Origin of the sequence: Rhodopseudomonas sp., assembly GCF_048594845.1 — a bacterium.
GTDB lineage: Bacteria > Pseudomonadota > Alphaproteobacteria > Rhizobiales > Xanthobacteraceae > Rhodopseudomonas.
Window position 1 is genome coordinate 19,820 of the sequence record NZ_JBMDXE010000368.1, and the last position, 20,364, is coordinate 40,183.

At 63.6% G+C, this 20,364-nt stretch carries 14 protein-coding genes; 8 read left to right on the top strand and 6 right to left on the bottom strand.

Annotation, left to right across the window (positions count from 1 at the left end; all coding sequences use genetic code 11):
- On the bottom strand, positions 1 to 1,947 hold the full coding sequence (gene nosZ, locus ACOJTD_RS25395) for a TAT-dependent nitrous-oxide reductase (protein WP_420135619.1): 1,947 nt from the start codon (positions 1,945 to 1,947) through the stop codon (positions 1 to 3).
- 9 nt (positions 1,948 to 1,956) lie between these two features.
- A complete protein-coding gene (locus ACOJTD_RS25400; RefSeq protein WP_420135631.1) occupies positions 1,957 to 4,179 on the bottom strand; it encodes a 4Fe-4S binding protein in 2,223 nt (740 codons plus the stop codon).
- A 204-nt stretch (positions 4,180 to 4,383) separates the two neighbouring features.
- Between ACOJTD_RS25400 and ACOJTD_RS25405 the strand changes: the two genes are divergently transcribed.
- Both ACOJTD_RS25405 and ACOJTD_RS25410 read left to right on the top strand, forming a co-directional pair.
- Positions 4,384 to 5,256 carry a hypothetical protein gene (locus ACOJTD_RS25405; RefSeq protein WP_420135620.1) on the top strand — a complete coding sequence of 291 codons (873 nt, stop codon included), beginning with the start codon at positions 4,384 to 4,386 and terminating at the stop codon, positions 5,254 to 5,256.
- Between the two features lie 264 nt (positions 5,257 to 5,520).
- Positions 5,521 to 5,991, top strand: coding sequence for a hypothetical protein (locus ACOJTD_RS25410; RefSeq protein ID WP_420135621.1), 471 nt, complete (start codon positions 5,521 to 5,523; stop codon positions 5,989 to 5,991).
- Between the two features lie 12 nt (positions 5,992 to 6,003).
- On the opposite strand, the gene ACOJTD_RS25415 is transcribed toward ACOJTD_RS25410, so the two are convergent.
- Positions 6,004 to 7,638, bottom strand: a complete 1,635-nt coding sequence (locus tag ACOJTD_RS25415) for an MFS transporter (protein WP_420135622.1) — start codon at positions 7,636 to 7,638, stop codon at positions 6,004 to 6,006.
- 245 nt (positions 7,639 to 7,883) lie between these two features.
- Between ACOJTD_RS25415 and ACOJTD_RS25420 the strand changes: the two genes are divergently transcribed.
- The 6 genes from ACOJTD_RS25420 to ACOJTD_RS25445 are packed head-to-tail and all read left to right on the top strand — an operon-like array spanning position 7,884 to position 13,534.
- Positions 7,884 to 8,534 carry a hydrolase gene (locus tag ACOJTD_RS25420; RefSeq protein WP_420135623.1) on the top strand — a complete coding sequence of 217 codons (651 nt, stop codon included), beginning with the start codon at positions 7,884 to 7,886 and terminating at the stop codon, positions 8,532 to 8,534.
- A 24-nt stretch (positions 8,535 to 8,558) separates the two neighbouring features.
- A complete protein-coding gene (locus tag ACOJTD_RS25425) occupies positions 8,559 to 8,849 on the top strand; it encodes a XapX domain-containing protein (RefSeq protein WP_420135624.1) in 291 nt (96 codons plus the stop codon).
- Entirely contained in the window at positions 8,846 to 10,723 is a 1,878-nt protein-coding gene (locus ACOJTD_RS25430) for an amidohydrolase (RefSeq protein WP_420135625.1), read from the top strand. The genes ACOJTD_RS25425 and ACOJTD_RS25430 overlap by 4 nt, the downstream gene beginning before the upstream one ends.
- A gap of 1 nt (position 10,724) precedes the next feature.
- Positions 10,725 to 11,150, top strand: coding sequence for a DoxX family protein (locus tag ACOJTD_RS25435; protein WP_420135626.1), 426 nt, complete (start codon positions 10,725 to 10,727; stop codon positions 11,148 to 11,150).
- A gap of 19 nt (positions 11,151 to 11,169) precedes the next feature.
- Positions 11,170 to 12,078 (top strand): VOC family protein, encoded by a 909-nt coding sequence (locus ACOJTD_RS25440; protein ID WP_420135627.1) that lies wholly within the window; start codon positions 11,170 to 11,172, stop codon positions 12,076 to 12,078.
- A gap of 55 nt (positions 12,079 to 12,133) precedes the next feature.
- Positions 12,134 to 13,534 (top strand): alginate export family protein, encoded by a 1,401-nt coding sequence (locus tag ACOJTD_RS25445; RefSeq protein WP_420135628.1) that lies wholly within the window; start codon positions 12,134 to 12,136, stop codon positions 13,532 to 13,534.
- Between the two features lie 197 nt (positions 13,535 to 13,731).
- Here the strand turns inward: ACOJTD_RS25445 and ACOJTD_RS25450 are convergent, their stop codons facing one another.
- From ACOJTD_RS25450 to ACOJTD_RS25460, 3 genes are all read right to left on the bottom strand, one after another.
- The gene (locus ACOJTD_RS25450; RefSeq protein WP_420135629.1) at positions 13,732 to 14,574 is read right to left on the bottom strand and encodes an alpha/beta fold hydrolase; all 843 of its coding nucleotides are present in this window, start codon (positions 14,572 to 14,574) and stop codon (positions 13,732 to 13,734) included.
- A 201-nt stretch (positions 14,575 to 14,775) separates the two neighbouring features.
- The gene (locus tag ACOJTD_RS25455; protein WP_420135630.1) at positions 14,776 to 15,483 is read right to left on the bottom strand and encodes an alpha/beta fold hydrolase; all 708 of its coding nucleotides are present in this window, start codon (positions 15,481 to 15,483) and stop codon (positions 14,776 to 14,778) included.
- Between the two features lie 91 nt (positions 15,484 to 15,574).
- Complete coding sequence (locus ACOJTD_RS25460; protein ID WP_420135632.1) at positions 15,575 to 20,356, bottom strand: trifunctional serine/threonine-protein kinase/ATP-binding protein/sensor histidine kinase; 4,782 nt, start codon at positions 20,354 to 20,356, stop codon at positions 15,575 to 15,577.
- Positions 20,357 to 20,364: the final 8 nt, after the last annotated feature.

Here is a 20,364-nt window from a genome sequence, read left to right on the forward strand (position 1 = left end):
TCAGACGCTCTTCGGCTCGACCAGCATGCGGCCCTTCATCTCCATATGCATGGCGTGACAGAACCACGAGCAGTAGTACCAGTAGACACCGGCCTTATCGGCGGAGAACGTAACCGAGGCGGTGGCCTGCGGCGCGACTTCCATCTGGATGCCGTAGTTCACGATCGAGAAGCCGTGAGTGAGGTCCTCGATCGAGTCGATGTTGGTGACATAGACGGTGACGTGGTCGCCCTGTTTGACCTGGAATTCGGTCAGGCTGAAGTTCGGCGCGCTCGATGTGATGTAGACGCGGACCTTGTCGCCATCGCGCACCACCTTGGAGTCGGCTTCGAGATCGATGCCGTCAGCCTTGGCCTGCTTCACCGCATCGGCGAACATCGGGTCGGCGCGATTCCAGATCGACACCGGGTTGATCTTCGAGCGATGCACGATGGTGGCGTCGTGCGGCTCGGCGAAGCTCGGGCCGTCATGCACCACCTTCATCTTGTCGCCGGAGATGTCGATCAGCTGATCGTTCTCGGGCTTCAGCGGGCCGACGTTGAGGAATCGGTCCTTCGAGAATTTGTTCAGCGAGATCAGCCACTTTCCATCAGCCTCTTTGGTCTGGCCCATCGAAGTGTGGTTGTGGCCGGGCTGATACTGAACGTCGACCTTGTCGAGGATCGGATTGACCTTGTCGCCCTTGTAGGCGCGCCGCGCCAGGTCGATGTTCCACTTGCAGACCTGGCTGTCGATGAACAGGGTGGTGTAGGCGTTGCCCTTGCCGTCGTAGGCGGTGTGCAGCGGGCCGAGGCCGAGCTCCGGCTCGGCGACGACGACGTCGCGCGGCTTGATCTTGTCATCGAACAGTTGATCGAACAGCCGCACATCCATCACCGTCACGGTCGGCGACAGCTTGCCGTTGGCGACGATGTGGATGCCGTCGGGCGCGGTGTTGATGCCGTGCGGGCTGTTGGCGACCGGCACGTAGCGGGTGTAGGGCGAGCCTTTGCGGCCGTCGATCACCGGCACGCCACCGATTTCCTTGAAGTCGCCCTTCTTCACCGCCTCTTCGATGCGCTTGAGGTTGAAGATCACCAGCCAGTCCTGATCGTTGGCGGTCATCTCGGCAGCGGTGACGCCTTCTTCCGAGTTGTAGCAGGTCGCGAAGGCGTATTTGCCCTGGTAGTCGGCATCGACGTTATCCAGGTTGCCGTCGACCATCACCTGCCAGGCGACCTTCATGGTGTCGCCGTCGACCGCGGTGAAGATCGCGTGATAATCCTTGGTGTTGGTCAGGTTCTTGCCGTCGTTGATCAACGGCACCCGATCTTCGCCGTTGCAGAACACGTAGCCGGTCCGCGGATATTTCTGCACGCGCAGGCCGTGCACGGTGTGCTGGTTCGGAAGCTGGATGATCTTGTCGCACTTCATCACGTCGAGCCGGACGCGCGCGACGCGGGTGTTGGCCTTGTCGTTCATGAAGGCGTAGCGGCCGTCATAGGTGCCGTCGGTGAAAGACAGGTGCGGATGGTGGAGGTCGCCGTTCATGTAGATGCCGCCGCGATTCTTCAGGAATTCGCGGGTTTCCGGCAGCAGGCCTTCGGTCAGCACCTTGAGGCTTTCGTTGGTCTGGCCCCAGCCGGTGGCGCTGCAGCGATTGAAGACCGGCACGCGCATCAGCTCGCGCATTGAGGGCAGGCCAACGATGCGCAGTTCGCCGGTCTGGCCGCTGGAAAAGAACACGTAATATTCGTCGAGTTCACCGGGGGCGACTTCGGCCTTCTGGATCGCCGGGCGCGCCGGCACGGTCGGAGCGGCCTTGGTCTGGGCTTCCGCGGCGGCGATCAGGTGCAAGCCGTCGCCGCCGAGCGATACGCCGCCGGCGAGGCCGACGCCGGCTGCGGCCGCGGTGGTGCCGAGCAGTGCTCGCCGGCTGACGCCCTTGTCCTTGGTGGTGTCGGTCATCGTCGTCTCCTAGGCTTCAGGTTGAGGGGAGGTCGGGTTGAGGCCGGGGATCGGTCGCCCGCCGGCGGTGATCAGCGTGTCGGGCCGTTTGCCGCCACGCATCGCGGGAGACGACAGTGCATCGCGCTTCTCGCGCTTCAGTCGCACCTGGATCATGTGCGGGCAGCGCTGGTCGTCGAAATACAGTTCCTGGCAGTGCATGCAGTAGATGCACTCGTTCACGTTGATGTGTCCTTCGGGATGGATCGCCTGCACCGGGCATTCCTTGGCGCAACGTTGGCAGGGCGAGCCGCATTCCTTCCAGCGCCGCAGCCACTCGAACATCCTGATGCGGCCGGGGATCGCGAGCGCAGCGCCGAGCGGGCACAGATAGCGGCAGAAGAAGCGTTCGACGAACAGGCCGGCGACCAGCAGCGTCGCCGCGTAGAGCACGTAGGGCCACTCCCGGACGAATTTCAGGATGATCGAGGTCTTGAACGGTTCGACCTCGGCAAGGTGCTCGGCGAGCGCGGTCGAGTACAGCGACGCGCCGAACAGCACCAGGAAGATGATGTACTTCACCGGCCACAGCCGCTCGTGCAGGCCCCAGGGCAGGCGGAGCTGCGGCACCTTGAGGGCCTGCGCGATGTTGTTGGTGAGCTCCTGTAGCGCTCCGAACGGGCACAGCCAGCCGCAGAATGGGCCGCGGCCCCAGAACAAAAGCCCGGCGGCAACCGACGCCCACAACAGGAAGATCAGCGGCGCGGAGAGGAAGTATTCCCAGCTGAAGCCAGAGATCAGCGAGTTGGCGAAGGTGAGGACGTTGACGACCGAGAGCTGCGCGTTGGCGTACCAGCCGAGCCAGACCAGAACGAACAGCAGGTACGCCCGGCGAACCCAGACATAGAATCGCGGCCGGCGCACCAGCGCGTTCTGGAAGAAGAAGATCACAACCAGCGTGCCGAGCGCCGCGACCGTGATGCCGATCTTCACCAGGTCGCCCTGCCAGATCCGCATCCACAGGGGCTGCTCGGCAGCCTCGGCGGCCGGGATCGGGGAGGGCGCAGCAATCGTCGAGGCAGCCGTGGGCGTCGTGCCAGCTTGGGCCGATGTGGACTGCTGCTTGGTCAGCGCATCGGGCAGCCGATAGCCGAGATCGAACGTCAACGCGGCCTTCTCGCGGACGCCGATGACGCGCTGCACCAGAAGCTGCAGCGTCCATGGTGCGACCGGATCGAAGCCGAAGTCGGCCGGGATCGTGAATAGCGCGATCTCCGTCAGTTCCGGCGCGCCAACGGCCGCGACACTGCCGAGCCGCGTATGATCGCGATCGCGGAACCGCATGCTGTTGCCGTCCTGGATCAGCTCGATGCGATCGAAGATGCCCCCGCGCACATAGCCGGAGCCCTTGAAAGAGTAGCGGCCGGCGCCAGCGACGAGCAGCGCATGTTGGTCCGGCTTGAGACGCGCCCTGAGGCGCTCGTAACCGTCGTCCCCGAGAAGGCTGCGCCCGATGGTCGGCACCGCAACGTCGGCGGCGTACAGTTCGATGAATACAGCGTCAGGCGTGCCGTCTTCCGGATGGTCCGCGGCTGCCGCATTGCCGGATTTGGCGAAGGCCTGATTGATTTCCTCGACGGTGACCAGCAATCGTCGCATGGCGCCGTCGGCGAGCAGGCCCTGCCAGTCGCGCAGCTCGCTCTTGTCCATGTCGACGGTCTTGGTGACCTGCGGTGGAGATGCGTTCGCTGCCACCGCAGGGCCGCCGAGACGGCCGCTGCGGATCAGCTTCGTGGCCGATCGCACGATGCTGTCGCCGATCACCAGCACCGTGACGGTGGCGCCGCTGACAATGTCGACCTGCGGCGCGGGAACCGCGCCGCGGACTACGCTTGCCATGTCGGCGCCGATCAGCTTGTTGACCGCATCGAGAATGCGCTGAACCGGTATGCCGACCAGCACGATCGGCTCTTTGTGATCGACAAGCTTCAGCCCCTTGATCACGCCGGCGGGGTCGATGCCGACCAGCATCTGGATCGGCTTGCCGGAGTATCCGGTGGCATTGGCGAATTCCGAGGTCAGATAGGCGAAGCCGAGCAGGCGGTCGTCCTGATAGACCGGTGCGATCGCGGGGGAACCTTCCAGCGGTCCGAACCGCGTTGCGCCTGGTATCAGCTCGCGGGGCTCTGCCTTGCTGATGTAGTCCGTCAGTGTTGCGGCGCGCGTTTCGACCGTGCTGCACAGCAGCAGCAGCGCTGCAACCGCGGCAAAGAGAAGTGTTGATGTGGCTTGAATTCCGCGCAAGATCGTTCAACGTTCCGTCTGAGTTCAGGGAAGGACGAAAGGTCCGCCCAGGATCGAGACGCCAGAGTCTCGTAGCGTGCAGACGGCGTTGTCGCGCGTGCGGGATTTCTCGAATGTGATAGGTATCAAGTCAACCTCCGTAGGAATCCCGATGTGACCCGTCATCCGACCCTCACAGCAGTTCCGCCGGCGCCGATCGCGAGTGTGATCGCGCTGTATGCAGTGGCGCTCGACGTCGCGCGCCATGCCCTGCATCGCTACAGCGCTGCGGCCTCGCAGCTTGGTGACGGAGCATGGCCAGTGCGCAGCGTCTTTGAAGTACTGGCCGCGCGGGAGGCACGCCGCATTGATCGACTCGAAATCGAGTGCTTCCAAGCGTGCGGCCGCGTTGCCGCACATCCTGATGTGCCTTGGCGCGTGCCGCATCTGGTGCCTGATCAGGAGGTCACCGAGGTGCAGCACTCGGAGCTGGCGACGCCCTACACCGCCTGGGCGATGGCGGTCGAGCATCGAAGACGTGCCTTCGTATTCTGGAGCTACGTGATTGCTGTGGCGACCGATCGTACGGTGCAGGACGCAGCGGAGGCTTTCGCCCACGAGGCGCTGAGCGACGGCAATCTGCTGCGGCACGAGCGCCGGCTGGCATGGCGCGCGCTGCGCGATACGGGTCGGCAGGAGGGGAGCGAGCACACAGAACCGGAATCCGCAGCTTTGCTGGAAAGTTTGCTGCAGAAGGATGTCTGGCTTTGGTCGCGGCTTGCGCCGAGTGACCGTAGCTTGCTGACAGCGGCGATCCAAACCGCGCCCGACGTGGCGCCAAGCGATGCGATGCCCGATGGAGCACCGCTGGAGCTCATCAAGGGCCGGGCACTGCGGCGCGCCGAACAATTGTCGTCGCTGTATCTCGACGATGCCGACCGGGCGACAGATCAGGACAGCCTGGAACTCGCGCAGAAGCTCGCGGCGCGATCGATCGTGCGTCTCGCTGGCTTGCGGCAAGCTGCCGCTTCGGTTGTGCCACGCTAGAGCGCTGCATTCCGCGCTATGGTGCGGGTTTTGGAGATCACCGTCCATTTCGACGTCAGCACTACAGGGGCGTGACGCTGCGAGTTTGCGCCGGCGCAAACTCCGTGTCGTTTATGCGCATAATGTCGACACGTACAGGTAGTTAGCCACGCTCGACGGACGCGCGGCGTCAAGCGCCCCAGCCGTTATGCCGATTCACTCTGGACGAGGAGGCCGAAAAATCGTCCCGGAGGATTGCGCAGGGCGATTGGAAGGTTAGCTCAAATGATCGATTGGCCTGCCATTGCCCGCGCCGTTCACGTGTTGTCCGTCGTCCACTGGATCGGCGGATTGTTGTTCGTGACCTTCGTGATCTTGCCGAGCCTGAGCGAATTCGAAGCAGATCGGCGCCTTGCAGCATTCGACGCGCTGGAGCGGCGCTTTTCCTGGCAGGCGCGCATATCGGTGCTGTTGGCGGGAATCTCTGGCTGGTACCTGTTCGATGTATTCGGTCATTGGGAGCGGATCGCCGATCCTGGCTTCTGGTGGCTGTACGCCATGATCGTCCTGTGGGCGCTCTTCATGGTGATGCTGTTCGTCGCCGAGCCGCTGTTTCTGCACGCCTGGTTCGATGCGCGGGCGCGGCATGATCCCGAAGGCGCCTTTCGGATCGCACAGCGCGGCCATCGCGTCTTGAGTACGCTCGCGCTGATCACGGTGGGGGGCGCCGTGGGCGGAGCGCACGGCCTGTTCTGAGTCTGCCGGCTGTCATGCCCGATGGGCAGAGGTGCTCGGAAACGACGCTGCGAGCAGGTGGGTCACTTTCGGTTCGGCTTCGGCATGAAAGCCGCGCACCGACTCCTGCACGATGCGATCCGCATTGGTGACGCGCTGATGCTGGCGCAGGTGCTCGAGCCAGGAGGCAACTTGAAACACTTCAACAAAGCGGCCCCTGTCGGCGGCATCCTCGAACACGTCCCAGGCGAACGCGCCGTCACGGCGCCTCTGATGGCTGAGTTTTTGCAGCGCGCGCAGGAAGTCGTCGCGGTGTTCTGCCGCGATACGATACTCGACCGTGATCAGCACCGGTCCTTGGTCGGGCTCGGCATCGATTGCAAGCACCGGTGCCGGCCAATGCATCGACGGCGCGAGGTCACGCGTGGCGCCGCCGCGCAGTTTCCAGCGCCAGGTCAGCAGGACACCGACCGCGGCGCCGGCTGCCGCGACGAAATGTGCTATCGGCAGCCCATAGGACGAGGCGAGCTGACCCCATAGCGCGCTGCCGGCGGTCATTGCGCCAAAGAACACGGTGACGAACATCGCCAGCCCGCGGCCGCGGACCCAGTCCGGCAGCGACACCTGCACTGACACGTTGAGATTTGCCAGAACAGCGATCCAGGAAATGCCGGCCAGCATGCAGGCGACAAAACCCAATTCGACCTGGTGCACGCTGCCGAGCAGGACCAGGCTGATGGCAGTGCCGAGCGTTCCGGCGGCGACCAGACCGTCGGGACCAAGATGCTTCTTCAGCCATGGCAACAGAAACGCGCCGACGATCGCACCGGCCCCGATCGCGCCGAGCAGGATGCCGTAGAGTTCCGGGCCGCCAGCGATCCGCGTGCGTGCTACCAGCGGCAGCAGCGCCCAGTACGCGCTGGCGAAGAAGAAGAACGCAACGGCTCGCACCAACGTCGCGCGGAGATCGGGGTTGTAGCGGACGTGGCGGAAGCCGATCACGATCGCGCTCAGCAGCCGCTCGGTGGGGAGATTGGTGGCTCGGTTCGACACCGGTCGCCACCACAGCAGCGCGCCGATCACCGCGAAATTGCTGAGCGCGTTGATCCAGAATGGTGCCGCCATGCCCATCACGCCGATCACCACGCCGCCGAGCGCCGGGCCGATCGCGCGGCTGATATTCACGCCGACGCCGTTGCTCGCGACGGCCGAGGCGAGATCCTGCTTTGGCACGAGGTCCGGCACGATCGCTTGCCAAGCCGGGGCCGCGAACGCCGCGCCGGCGCCGAGCAGGAAGGTGAACAGCAGCAGCAGCGTCGGGTTCATCAGGCCGAACCACACCAGCAGCGCGCTGGCGACGGCGAACACAGTGAGAACGATCTCGATCAGGATCAGGAAGCGCCGCTTGTCGATGATATCCGACAGCGCGCCGGCGGGAATCGCGAACAGAAACATCGGCAGGCTGGAGGCCACCTGGACCAGCGAGACGGTGAGCGGATCGGCCTCGAGGTTGGTCATCAGCCAGCCGGAGGCCGCGTTGTACATCCAGGTGCCGACATTCGCGACGACGGTCGCTGTCCACACCACGGTGAAGGCGGTGTGACGAAACGCCACCCACGCCGAGCTGTTGGCCTCGACCTTAGCGGAGCGTTCGCCGGCAGGCTGCATGTGGTCCTCGATCAGCGAATGTCGCGGTTTACGGCGGGACTGGCGGCTGTTTTCGGCACAGTATCGGCGGTGGCGACCACGGCCTTGCAGGCTTGTGCGGCGGTTTGAACATTTGGGTGATCCGCACCCATCGCAGGTTCGTGCAATCGGCGACGGGTTCGTCCAAGCCTCGGACGGCGATCTTGCGCATGGTCATGCACGAACCTGATGCGGCCCCGCGTCGCTCACCCACTTGGAGACTAGCAATGTCGAAACTGGATATGCTGACGCCGGACAACTGCGCGATCGCGCTGATCGATTACCAGCCGGCGATGTATCAGGGCGTGCAGTCCCACGATCGTCTGGTGGTGTTCAACAACATCCAGGTGCTGGCCAAGGCCGCCAAACTGTTCAAGATCCCGACCGTGCTCACCACGGTGGCGAAGGACTCGTTCTCCGGCCCGTTCATGCCGGAAGTCACCGATCTGTTTCCGGGCCACGACATCATCGATCGCACCTCGATGAACTCGTGGCTCGACGCCAACTTCCGCAAGGCGATCGCCGCGACCGGCCGCAAGAAGATCGTCATCGCCGGCCTGTGGACCGAGGCCTGCGTGATGTTCCCGACGCTCGACATGCTCAAGGAAGGCTACGAGATCTACATCCCGGCCGACGCCTGCGGCGACCTGTCGATGGAAGCGCATAACCGCTCGATGGAGCGTGCCATTCAGGCCGGCGCGGTGCCGATCACCTCCTGCCAGTACGTCTTCGAGCTACAGCAGGATTGGGCGCGGCAGGCGACCTATGAAGGCGTGATGGACATCCTGCGCGCGCACACGCCGTACGGAATCCAGGTGCGCTTCTCGAAGTGGGCGCTCGGCGAGCACGCCAACGAAGGCGGCAGCCAGGCGGCCTGACGCGATCGGCGGCGGGAGCGCGTGATGAAAGTGTACCTGCTGTCCCTCGGCGCCGGCCTTCTGGTCGGCGTCATCTACAGCCTGATCAACGTGCGCTCGCCGGCGCCACCTCTGGTGGCGCTGGTCGGGCTGGTCGGGATTCTTGCCGGCGAACAGATCGTGCCGGTTGCGAAGCAAGTCATCGGTGGGCACAGCCTGGCTGCCGCTTGGCGGCAGGCGAAATGCGCATCGCATATGTTCGGGATGCTGCCGGGCCAGAATGAGGCCGCGCCGAAGCAGGCCGCGCACCCCAACCCACCGGAGAAGACCTCATGACCGACGCACCGGATCTCATTCTGCATCGCGGCCTGTTCACGACGCTCGATCGCTCCAACCCGACCGCCAGCGCCGTCGCGATCAGCGGCGGACGCTTCGTCGCGGTCGGGCACGATCGCGACGTGTTGCCGCTGGCGGGGCCGTCGACGCGAGTGGTTGACCTCAAGGGCCGGCGTGTCTTGCCGGGGCTGATCGATAATCATCTCCATATCATCCGTGGCGGCCTGAACTTCAACATGGAGCTGCGCTGGGACGGCGTGCGCTCGCTCGCCGACGCGATGAACATGCTGAAACGCCAGGTCGCGATCACGCCGCCGCCGCAATGGGTGCGCGTCGTCGGCGGCTTCACCGAACACCAATTTGAAGAGAAGCGGCTACCGACCATCGACGAACTTAACGCCGTGGCACCGGATACGCCGGTGTTCCTGCTGCATCTCTACGATCGCGCGCTGCTCAACGGCGCCGCGCTGCGGGCCGTCGGCTACGCCAAGGATACGCCAGAGCCGCCCGGCGGCGAGATCACGCGCGATGCGGCCGGAAATCCGACCGGGCTGCTGCTGGCCAAGCCGAACGCCAACATTCTGTATGCGACGCTGGCCAAGGGGCCGAAACTGCCGTTCGACTATCAGGTCAACTCGACGCGGCATTTCATGCGCGAACTGAACCGGCTCGGCGTCACCGGCGCCATCGACGCCGGCGGCGGTTTTCAGAATTATCCCGACGACTACGCAGTGATCCAGAAACTCGACGAGGAAGGGCAGCTGACGATCCGGCTCGCCTACAATCTGTTCACGCAGAAGCCGAAAGGCGAGAAGGACGATTTCCTCAACTGGACCAAGACCTCGAAATACAAGCAAGGGAACGACTACTTCCGCCACAATGGTGCCGGCGAGATGCTGGTGTTCTCGGCGGCGGACTTCGAAGACTTCCGCGTGCCGCGCCCGGACATGCCGCCGGAGATGGAAGGCGAACTCGAAGAGGTGGTGCGCGTTCTGGTGCAGAACAAATGGCCGTGGCGGCTGCACGCGACCTATGACGAGACCATCTCGCGGGCGCTCGACGTGTTCGAGAAGGTGAACCAGGAAATGCCACTCGAAGGGCTGCACTGGTTCTTCGACCACGCCGAGACGATCTCCGACCAGTCGATCGACCGTATCGCCGCGCTCGGCGGCGGCATCGCCGTGCAGCATCGTATGGCCTATCAGGGTGAGTACTTCGTCGAGCGCTACGGCCTCGGCGCGGCAGAAGCGACCCCGCCGGTGAAAAAGATCCTTGACAAGGGCGTCAAGGTCTCGGCCGGCACCGATGCGACGCGGGTGGCGTCGTATAATCCGTGGGTGTCGCTGTCCTGGCTGGTCACCGGACGCACCGTTGGCGGCTTGCGGATCACGCCGCAGCGGAACTGCCTCGATCGCGAAACCGCACTGCGGATGTGGACCGAGAACGTCACCTGGTTCTCCAACGAGGAAGGCAACAAGGGCCGCATCGCGGTCGGCCAACTCGCCGATATGGTGGTGCCGGACCGCGATTACTTCGCCTGCAGCGAGGCGGAAATCGCCGACACCACGTCGCTGCTGACCGTGGTCGGCGGCAAGGTGGTGTACGGCGCAGGCGATTTCGCCAAGCTCGACGAGTCTGCGCCGCCGCCGGCGATGCCGGATTGGTCGCCGGTCCGGCGGTTCGGCGGCTATGCGGCCTGGGCCGACGAGCCGGCGAGCAATGCCGTTGCGCGGCAGGCGATCGCCTCCTGCGGCTGCGCCAATTCCTGCAACGTCCACGGCCACGACCATGCAACGGCGTGGTCGAGCAAGCTGCCGATCGCCGACCTCAAGAGCTTCTGGGGCGCGCTCGGCTGCGCGTGTTGGGCAGTGTGAGGTGAGGGCGGCCGGCGAGCCGCGGTGGGTGGCGACGATCTTGTCGTCATCGCTTTTGTGGCATGCGGCCAGGTTGGCGTTGGTGTCGGCCTATCTGCTCGGTGGCCTGGTCAAGCTGTTCGACTTTGCCGGAGCCGTCGCTGAGCAGGAGGCGTTCGGCCTGCGTCCCGGCTGGCTGTGGGCGTCGCTGGCGATCTTCATCGAACTCGGCGGCTCGGCGCTGGTGCTGGCGGATCGGCTGGTCTGGCTCGGCGCGGGCGCGCTTGGCATGCTGACGCTCGTGGCGATGCTTGCCGCGAACGCCTTCTGGGCCGCGTCCGCCGCCGAGCGTTGGATGCTGACCAACGCCTTCTTTGAACATCTCGGACTGATCGCCGGCCTGGTTCTGGTGGCGATGCTGTCCTCCCGGACGCGACCGTCGTCGTGACATTTGCGAGGAGATTACCATGAACAAACTCTCGAAGCCGATCCTGCTGCTGGCACTGGCTGCGGCACTGAGTTCGCCAGTTGCGGCGAAGCAAGCCAAGCCTGCGGTCGCGGTGGCGCCGCAATACGACACCACTCACGTCTACGTGGCGCCGAACGACGTGGACAAGTTCGTCGAGAGCTTCCTGGCCACCTTCGGCGGCAAGAGCACCAAGCAGGTGGTCGCAACCGTGACGCCGACGCCGAGCAGCACGACATCGCAGCTGCTGCAGACGCCGGTCGGCACCGTCTCGCTGTTCGGCTTCAAGACGCCGATCCCGTATCCGTTCGGCGCCGAGCGCAACGGCTACCTGGTCAGCGATATCGATATCGCGATCAAGCAGGCGCGCGCCGCCGGCGCCTCGGTGATCGTCTCGACCTTCCCGGATCCGATCGGGCGCGATGCCGTGGTGCAGTGGCCCGGCGGCGTCAACATGCAGCTGTACTGGCACACGACCAAGCCGGACTATGCGGCGTTCGAGACCATTCCGGAAAACCGCGTTTATGTGCCGGCCGATCGCGCCGACGCTTTCGTCCGCAGTTTCCTGACGTTTTCGCACGGCAAGATCGTGTCGGAGACCGGCAAGGCAGCCGGGGCCGAGGTCGGCAAGCCGGGCACGTCGATCAAGCGGGTGCGGATCGAATCCGCATTTGGCAAGATGGTGGTGCTCGTCACCGACGGTCATCTGCCTTATCCTTACGGGCACGAGACGACCGGCTACGAAGTGGCGGATCTCGATGCGACTCTTGCAAAGGCGAAGGCGGCCGGCGTGACCGTGCTGAGCGACCCCGTGGCATTCGAGGATCGGAAGTCCGCCATGGTGCAGTTTCCCGGTGGTTATGTGGCAGAGATTCACGCGGTGAGCGCCAAGCGCGCCGCGGCAAAGTGATGGTGGACGGGGTGCGGAAGAGCGAGAGGTGAGGGGACGGATCAAGACCGGTGCCATGCGCGTGCTGCCCCTGGCAGGTGCGCTGGCGCTGGCCGTTCCTGCGCACGCGGCCGACGACGCGGCTGCCGCAACGCCAGCGCCGGCAACGCGTCCCGCGATCCAGTCCAATCGCTGGGCCGAGGACTGGTCGGTGCTGGCCGACCCAAAGCTGCGCACTGAGCCGTTCGATTCGTTGAAATACATCCCGTTGTGGGCGAGCGATCCGAAGAGTTACGTCTCACTCGGCGCCACTTTTCGGCAGCGCTTCGAATCCAACGACGCGGCCGGATTCGGCACGGCGGGGACACGCTCGGACAGCTATTTCATTCAGCGCTTGCAGGTCCATGCCGACGTGCATTTCGACGAGAACTGGCGTGCCTTCGTTCAACTCGAGGACGACCGTGCCTTCGACAAGCTAGTGGTCACTTCGGCCGATCAGGATCGCGCCGATCTGCGGCTCGCGTTCCTCGAATACACGCGAACCTTCGCGGACGGGACGCTAAAGGCTCGCGTCGGGCGGCAGGACTTTCTGTTCGATCTGCAGCGCTTCGTCTCGTCGCGCGACGGCCCGAACGTGCGGCAGTCGTTCGACGCGATCTGGGCCGATTGGGAGACCGGCCCTTGGCGATTCATCGGCTTCGTCAGCCGGCCGGTGCAGTATTTCGACGTGCGCCCGTTCGACGATCGCTCCAACGACCAGTTTCGCTTCAGCACGGTGCGCGTCGAGCGCAAGGTGCTCGGGGGCAACGAGCTGTCAGGGTATTACTCGCTGTACGAAAGAGCCGGCGCGAAATATCTCGACGCACTCGGCGACGAGCGTCGCCACGTGTTCGATATCCGCTTCGCCGGCAAGGCCGAGCAGATCGACTGGGACCTCGAGGCGATGGGGCAGCTCGGCGAGGTCGGCGCTAGCACCGCACGGGCCTGGGCGGTCGGCGCGCGCGCCGGCTACACGCTGAACGCGACCTGGCAGCCGCGGCTCGGACTGCAGTTCGACGCGGCATCGGGCGACAACCGCCCCGGTGACGGCGTACTCGGCACCTTCAATCCGCTATTCCCGAATGGCTATTACTTCACGCTGGCTGGCTACACAGGTTACGCGAACCTGGTTCACCTCAAGCCGTCGCTGACCGTCAGCCCGGCCGCGCGCTTGAAGGTCATGGCGGCGGCCGGGTTCCAGTGGCGCGAGACGACTGCGGATGCGGTCTACGTCCAGCCAAGCAATCCGGTACCCGGAACTGCTGGAACCGGCAGCAGCTGGACCGGCGCCTACGGCCAACTCCGTGTCGACTACGCTTTCGACGCGCACCTCACCGGCGCGGTCGAGGCAGTGCATTTCGAGGTGGGCGATACCATCCGCAACGCGGGCGGCCGCAGCAGCAGCTATCTCGGCGCGCAGTTACAGTATGGATGGTGAAGTAAAGGGCGTGCTGATTGCATGTCCCAGGCTCCACTCATCGTGCCCGGCCTTGTGCCGGACATCCACGCCTTGCTGACGTCAATGCTGAAAAAGGCGTGGATGGCCGGGACCAGCCCGGCCATGGCGGATCGATGAGGGGGTGGAGACGGAAGGACGGGCCGGAGCGAGCGATCCGGATCCGGCCCGTCAATGGCTCACTCCTTGACGAACGCCAGCAAGTCGGCGTTGAGCACGTCGGCATGGGTAGTCAGCATGCCGTGCGGGAAGCCCGGATAGGTCTTGAGCTTGCCGTTCTTCAGCAGCTTGACCGAAAGGCGGGCGGAGTCGTCGATCGGCACGATCTGGTCGTCCTCGCCGTGCAGCACCAGCGTCGGCACACTGATCGCCTTGAGATCGTCGGTTTGATCGGTTTCCGAGAACGCCTTGATGCCGTCGTAATGCGCATTGGCGGCGCCCATCATGCCTTGTCGCCACCAGTTGTTGACGACGCCCGGCATCGTCTTCGCGTCGGGGCGGTTGAAGCCGTAGAACGGGCCGGCGGGCACGTCGAGGAAGAACTGCGCGCGGTTGTCGGCGAGCGCCTTGCGGAAACCGTCGAACACTTCCATCGGCAGACCGCCGGGGTTCTTCTCAGTTTTCAACATCAGCGGCGGGACCGCGGAGACCAGCACGGCCTTGGCGACGCGGCCTTGCGGTTCACCGAATTTTGCGACGTAGCGCGCAACTTCGCCGCCGCCGGTGGAGTGGCCGATGTGCACGGCCCTCTTTAGGTCGAGGTGCTCAGCGACAGCGGAAGCGTCGGCGGCGTAATGATCCATGTCGTGGCCGGTGTCGACCTGCGCCGAGCGGCCGTGGCCGCGGCGATCATGCGCGACGACGCGATAGCCGTGCGCGCGGAAGAACAGCATCTGCGCGTCCCAATCGTCGGACGACAGCGGCCAGCCGTGATGGAACACGATCGGCTGCGCGGACTTGGGTCCCCAGTCCTTGTAGAAGATTTCAACGCCATCCTTGGTCTTCACAAATCCGCTGCTCATCGTTTGGTCTCCTTGTGGGGGGCGAGGGGGATGTGCGGGCTGCGCCAGGGTGCTGCCCGGCAACAAAGCGATACACGCCGCGCCGACCATTATCTCCCAACGCGAGATAACACGGCCGTGCTGAGCGTCGAGGTCGATAAGGCTGACGCTATCGTCGGCGGAGTATTTGGTCACGTCAACCTCTGCCGATCGATGCAGCGGTCACGATGCAGCAGCGACAGCGCCGACCGCCTCGATGATGACGTCGGCGACCGCCTGTGGCTGCGACAGGATCGACAGATGGCTGGCCTCGAGTTCGGTGGTCGTGGCGTGCAGGCGCGCTGCGAGCTCGCGCTGCAATTCGACACTGACGACGCGATCGTTGGCCGAAACGATGTACCAGTTCGGCCGCGTGGCCCACGCCGCTTCAGTGATCCTATCGCCGAAGGTCGATTCCGGCAGCGGCGGCTGGATCACTGCGAGTACGCGCGCATCCTCCTCCGAAAGGTCCTGCGCGACGTCGTTGATCCAGCCCTCGGGGCTGAGCTTGAGCAGCCCGGGGCCCGCCTTCACGATCTGACTGAGGCCGGGCGGCGCCGGATGCGCACCGACGAGATCACCCACGGACTCATCGGCCTTCGGCGGCAGCGCGGCGACGAACACCAGCGCTTTGACCTTCGGATCGTTGCCCGCCTGGGCGATCACCGCGCCACCCCAGCTATGGCCAACTAGCACAACGGGGCCGTCGATCGCGTCGAGCACCAGCCTCGTCGCCTCGACATCCGCGGCTAGCGACGTCGTTGGATTCTGCACCGCCACCACGGCGATGCCTTTCTTCAGCAAATAGGGAATGACGAGACGCCAGCTGGATCCATCGGCCCAGGCGCCATGGACGAGAACGACGGTGGGAGAAAGCGCTGAGGGGCTCATAGGTTGGTCCTGCTCGGGATCGGTTGCATTGCAGCCTATCTAGGACGCCATCACCTGAACCTCTTGTCGGTTCGCACGGTGGCTTGAACATTCACTCGGCGCTGTAGTCCTGATCAGATGATAATCGGGGCAGTGAAAAGTGGAAGGCGGCGCCGCGGGGGCTCACGGAGGTGGCCCAAAGCCGGCCGCCATGTGCCTCCACGATCGACTTGCTGATGGACAGCCCCATGCCCATCCCGTGAGGCTTGGTTGTGACCAGCGCTTCAAAGAGCTGGTCGATGCGGTCTTCATCGAAGCCGAGGCCGTTGTCGGCAACGCTGATTACGACGGTGTCATTGTCGCCGGCCTGGGTAGAAATGCGCAGGGTCCGCCGTCCTTCGATGGCGGCGGTCGACTCGATGGCGTTCATCGTCAGGTTAAGAAGTACTTGCTGGATTTGGACCTTGTTGCCCAGGACAAGGCTGCCACTATCCGTAAGGTCCGTCTCGAGCTGCACGGTATGCTGGCGCAGCTCGCTTTGGATGATTGAGAGTGTCTCGATCGCCACATCGTTGATGTCGACGGCGGACATCTTCGGTGGAGACTTAACTGCGAGACCTCGAATGGTCTGAACGACATCGGCCGCGCGGCGTCCGTTTTCGATCACCCGGCGAGCTGCGTTCTTGGCCTCTTCGGTCGAAGGCTTGTCGTTGTTGAGCCAACGCACGCAGACCTCCGCGTTGGTGATGATCGCCGTCAAGGGCTGGTTGATCTCGTGAGCGATCGAGATGACGAGTTCACCGATCGCCGTCAGCCGCGACATCCGCATCAGTTCGGACTGGGATTTTTGCAACGCCTCGACGAGTGCATCCTTCTCTTCCAGCAATGCGTTCTTCAACGACATCGCGGCTTGCGAGGCCAGAAGCTTGAGGACCGCGAGCTTCGCGGGCGTAAAGATGCCAGCCGCGAGATTGTTCTCAAGAAAGATGATACCGACAAGCTTGGTGCGTTTGACCAGGGGCAGGCAAAGAACAGATCTGCACTGGACCGAAGCAATGTAGGAATCATCGATAAAAGGCCCGCTGCTGCGGGCGTCGTCGAGCATCACCGCTTCTCCCGTGCGGGTGACGACGTTGACGATCGTACTCGGCAACTCGGTGGCTGACAGGGGCTCATCGCGCAATGAGACGCGAATGCCGTCCTGACTGGTCCTGGCTTCAGCGCGAACACGCAGGTCATCGACCTGCGGGATGATCAACAGGCCGCGCTGCGCGCCGGCGTGTTCGATCACCAGCGTCATCAGCGTTTCCATCAGGCGAGACACGCCCGGTTCGTTGGACACGGCTTCCGACGTCTTGACCACAGTCGCCAGATCGAAACTCTCGGTGAATTCGAGGGGCACGAGCGGCGCTGCCAGCAGGCTCAAGCCGAGGCCGGCGTGCTGTCGCTCGATCTGCTTCGCTTTCCCACTTGCGCCCCACCTGTGATAGCAATCACGTGCTCGCGCCAGATGAGTTTGGTAACCGGTCGGCAGTCCTTGGCGATGATACAGGCGTGAAGCCAGTTCGTGAGCGATCGCTTCCACCTGCAGGAAATTATCGCGCTGTGCAGAGCAGATCGCCTTTTCGTAAGACCGGATGGCGTCGAAGGGCCGATTTTCGATGCGTGCAATCTCCGCAGCCAGCACCGCCGTGCGACCTTCGAAGTTTTCGTGACAATGCGTCTCCCATTCGGCCATCTGGCGATGCGCGGCCAGCAGACCGGCCTTCAGGACCTCCTGCAGGCCAGCCGGCGCCGAGTCATAATAAGCCGCTTGGACGAGCCCGCCGTAGAAGCGCATAACCACCGATTCGAAGTGTCCGAATGTGGTCCAGAGCAGCGGCGTCGCCTTCTCCAAGGCGTCGTAGGCGTCGCGGTAGTTGCCCGCGAAATAGCGAGCTTGCATCTTTCGGATCCAGAACCAGCAAGTCGCCAGGTCCAGGCTACGATTGGCGGAGAGTTGCTGTTCGAATTCGGCTTCATCGAAGCTGGCATCGTTCAGCGAGCCGAAGCTGCTGGTCTCGCCACGCAGCATACGGATCAGCTGTCGCTGGGCGGTGATGATATGAACGATCAGCCCGAATTTCGCGCGCTGCATCAGTTGCAGTCGGGCAGCTGCTTCGGGTTCGATTTCGTCTAGCAGATCGCCAGAGTCCAAGCGGTTGGTGATCAATGTGCAGGACGAAAACCCCGCATAGGTCAGGTCCCCGGTTTCGTTGGATTCATCGAACGCCCGCCGCAGATATTTCTGCGCCGAGATCAGGGGACGAGCCCAGGGCAGGACATGCGCGCCGTAGGTGAGATCGACGCGGGCTTTGTATTTGCCGAGGCCGCGCTCCTCGGCCAGGCGAAGTCCGAGTTCGCCGAAGCTGAGGGCGGCACGATAGTCGCCGAAGGTAGGCCCGGCCACCATGCCGAGATATGCATAGGCCAACGCCGAGGCATCGCTGTTGCCGTGATGAATGCTCAGAGTGGCCATCCGGCACAGCATCAGGCAGACGAGATTGAGATCGGTGAAGAAAGCTGGGGCAAGGGCGGCAGTCATGACGCTGAGCGAGGCGCAGTGCTTTGGGTCGGTGGCGATCGGCAGCTCCAGGAGCGCTGCAATCGAGATACCGTCCAGCCGCCGTGCCAGACGTTGATATTCGGCGCGGGCATCTTCCCGGCTCGGTTGTCGAGGCCAAACAATGCCGAGCTCGCTCAGATAGTCGAGGCACGTCTGAACAGCGTCCGCACTGCGATCCATTGCGGTGTGCAGCGTGATCTGCAATGCGATGATGGCCGCCTTGTCGATTTCGGTCGGCGCACAAGGACGCAGTTTTTGTAGCCGCGCTTCGGCTGCCGCAGGAAGGCCGGTAAGAAATTCGCACTCTGCGAGCTGGTATTCGATCTGGAAAGCCAGATCCCGGTGCTCAAGCCATTCTTGCTTGGTCAGGCGTGAGCGTGCGGCCGTCAGGTAGATCAATGCGGACTGGTACGCTATCGCCTTTCTGGCCGCATTTCCGGCCTCGAGATTGTATTGCGCCATCTTCAGACGCTCTGCAGCCGAGGAGACGAGGGCGGCTCCTGAGTTGTAGTGGTTGACGATCTGAAAAATCGCGTCGGACGGTGGCGCTGCGCCAGCATCTGTGGCCAGGTGGCGGGCGATGAAGAGATGTCGGGCCGCGAGATCTGCCGCGGGGATCAGCCGATACGCGGCCTCCCGGACGCGGTCATGCACAAAGCGATAGTCGGATCCCGCTCGTAGCACCAACTCGCTGGTGACCAGTTCCTGCAGACCGGCATGAACCTGATCTTCCGATAGTTCACACAGCCTACCCAGCGTTTCCGCGTCGGCATACATGCCCAGGCACGAAAACATCTTTACAATCTTCAACGTGGCCGGTGGCAATTTGTCGAGCCGTCGCGACATCAGGTCGACGACATTGTCGGTGTAGCCCTTTGCGTCGATCAGCTCGATGTTCCAGGTCCATTCATGACGAAGTGCGTCGAAGACCAGGAGTTCTTCGTGAACCAGGGATGAAAAGAACTGAATAGCAAAGAACGGATTGCCGCCGGTCTTGCGATGGATCAGGGCAGCCAGCGATGATACGCGTTCCGGCTTGCTGCGCAGCACGTTGGCAACCAGACTCCTCAAATCATCGAAGGTCAGCGGCTGCAGCCGGAGCTCGTCGAGATGTGTTGCATCGCGCCGGATAGTGTCGAGCGTTGCCGCCAGCGGGTGGGCTGCATCCACCTCGTTATCTCGGTATGCGCAGATCATCAGCAGGTGGCTGATCTCAGGCGTGCCTGCCAGCCGGGTCAGGAATTCGGCGGTCGCAGTGTCGAACCATTGCAGGTCGTCAAGGAACAGGACGAGCGGGTGCTCGGCGCGCGCTAGTGCGCCGAGGAATCGACTGAGCAGGGCTTGAAAGCGGCCGCGGCTCTCTTGCGGCGGCAAGTCGGGGATGGGAGGCTGATCTCCGATCACCAGGCGGAGCTCGGGAACGAGGTTGACCATCAACTCGCCATGGGCGCCAAGGGCCGCCGAGAGACGTTCCTTCCAACGCGCGAGTTCATTCTCGTCCACGCCGAGGATCTGGCGCACGAAGGATTGAAAGGCCTGTGCCAGCGTGGCGAAGGGGATGTCGCGGTTATACTGATCGAACTTGCCTGAGATGAACCAGCCATTGGTGGGCGTCAGCGTCTTCCGCAGCTCGTTCACGACGGAGGACTTGCCAGCGCCTGAATAGCCGGAAATGAACACCCATTCGGTCGCGCCGGTGGAGGCGACACGATGATAGGCCGAGAGAATCCGGTTGATCTCGGCGTCGCGCCCATAGAGTTTTTCACTCATGCGAATGACGCCGCACGCGTCCTGCGCGGTCAGTCTCACCCCCGCAGTCGTGCCATAGGCCTCCCAGGCAACAAGGCACGACCGCAGGTCACGCTCGACGCTGGCCGCAGTGAGATAGCGGTCATCGGCAGACTTCGACAGCAGTCTCGAAATGAGTTGCTCGATTGCGATCGTTTCCGGGCGCGTCGCCGGCAGCGGATTGGGGCTGCGGGCGATGTGGTAGTGCATCCACTGGGCCGGGCTGCTGGCGAGGAACGGCAGAGTGCCGGACGCAACCATCTGATACAGTACGATCCCGAGGACGTAGAGGTCGCTACGCGCGTCGATCGATCGATTTACGCGTCCTGTTTGTTCGGGCGACATGTATATGGACGATTCGACCAACGACTCGTGGATGGCGAGGTCGGGGCGCTCACGATGAAAGCGGGAAGCTCCCGCCAGCCCTGTCAGCCAGACGTGGTCGGAGTGGTCGATCCAGATCGTATCCGGGCGCAAATTGCGATGGATCAGGCCTTGCAGATGAACAT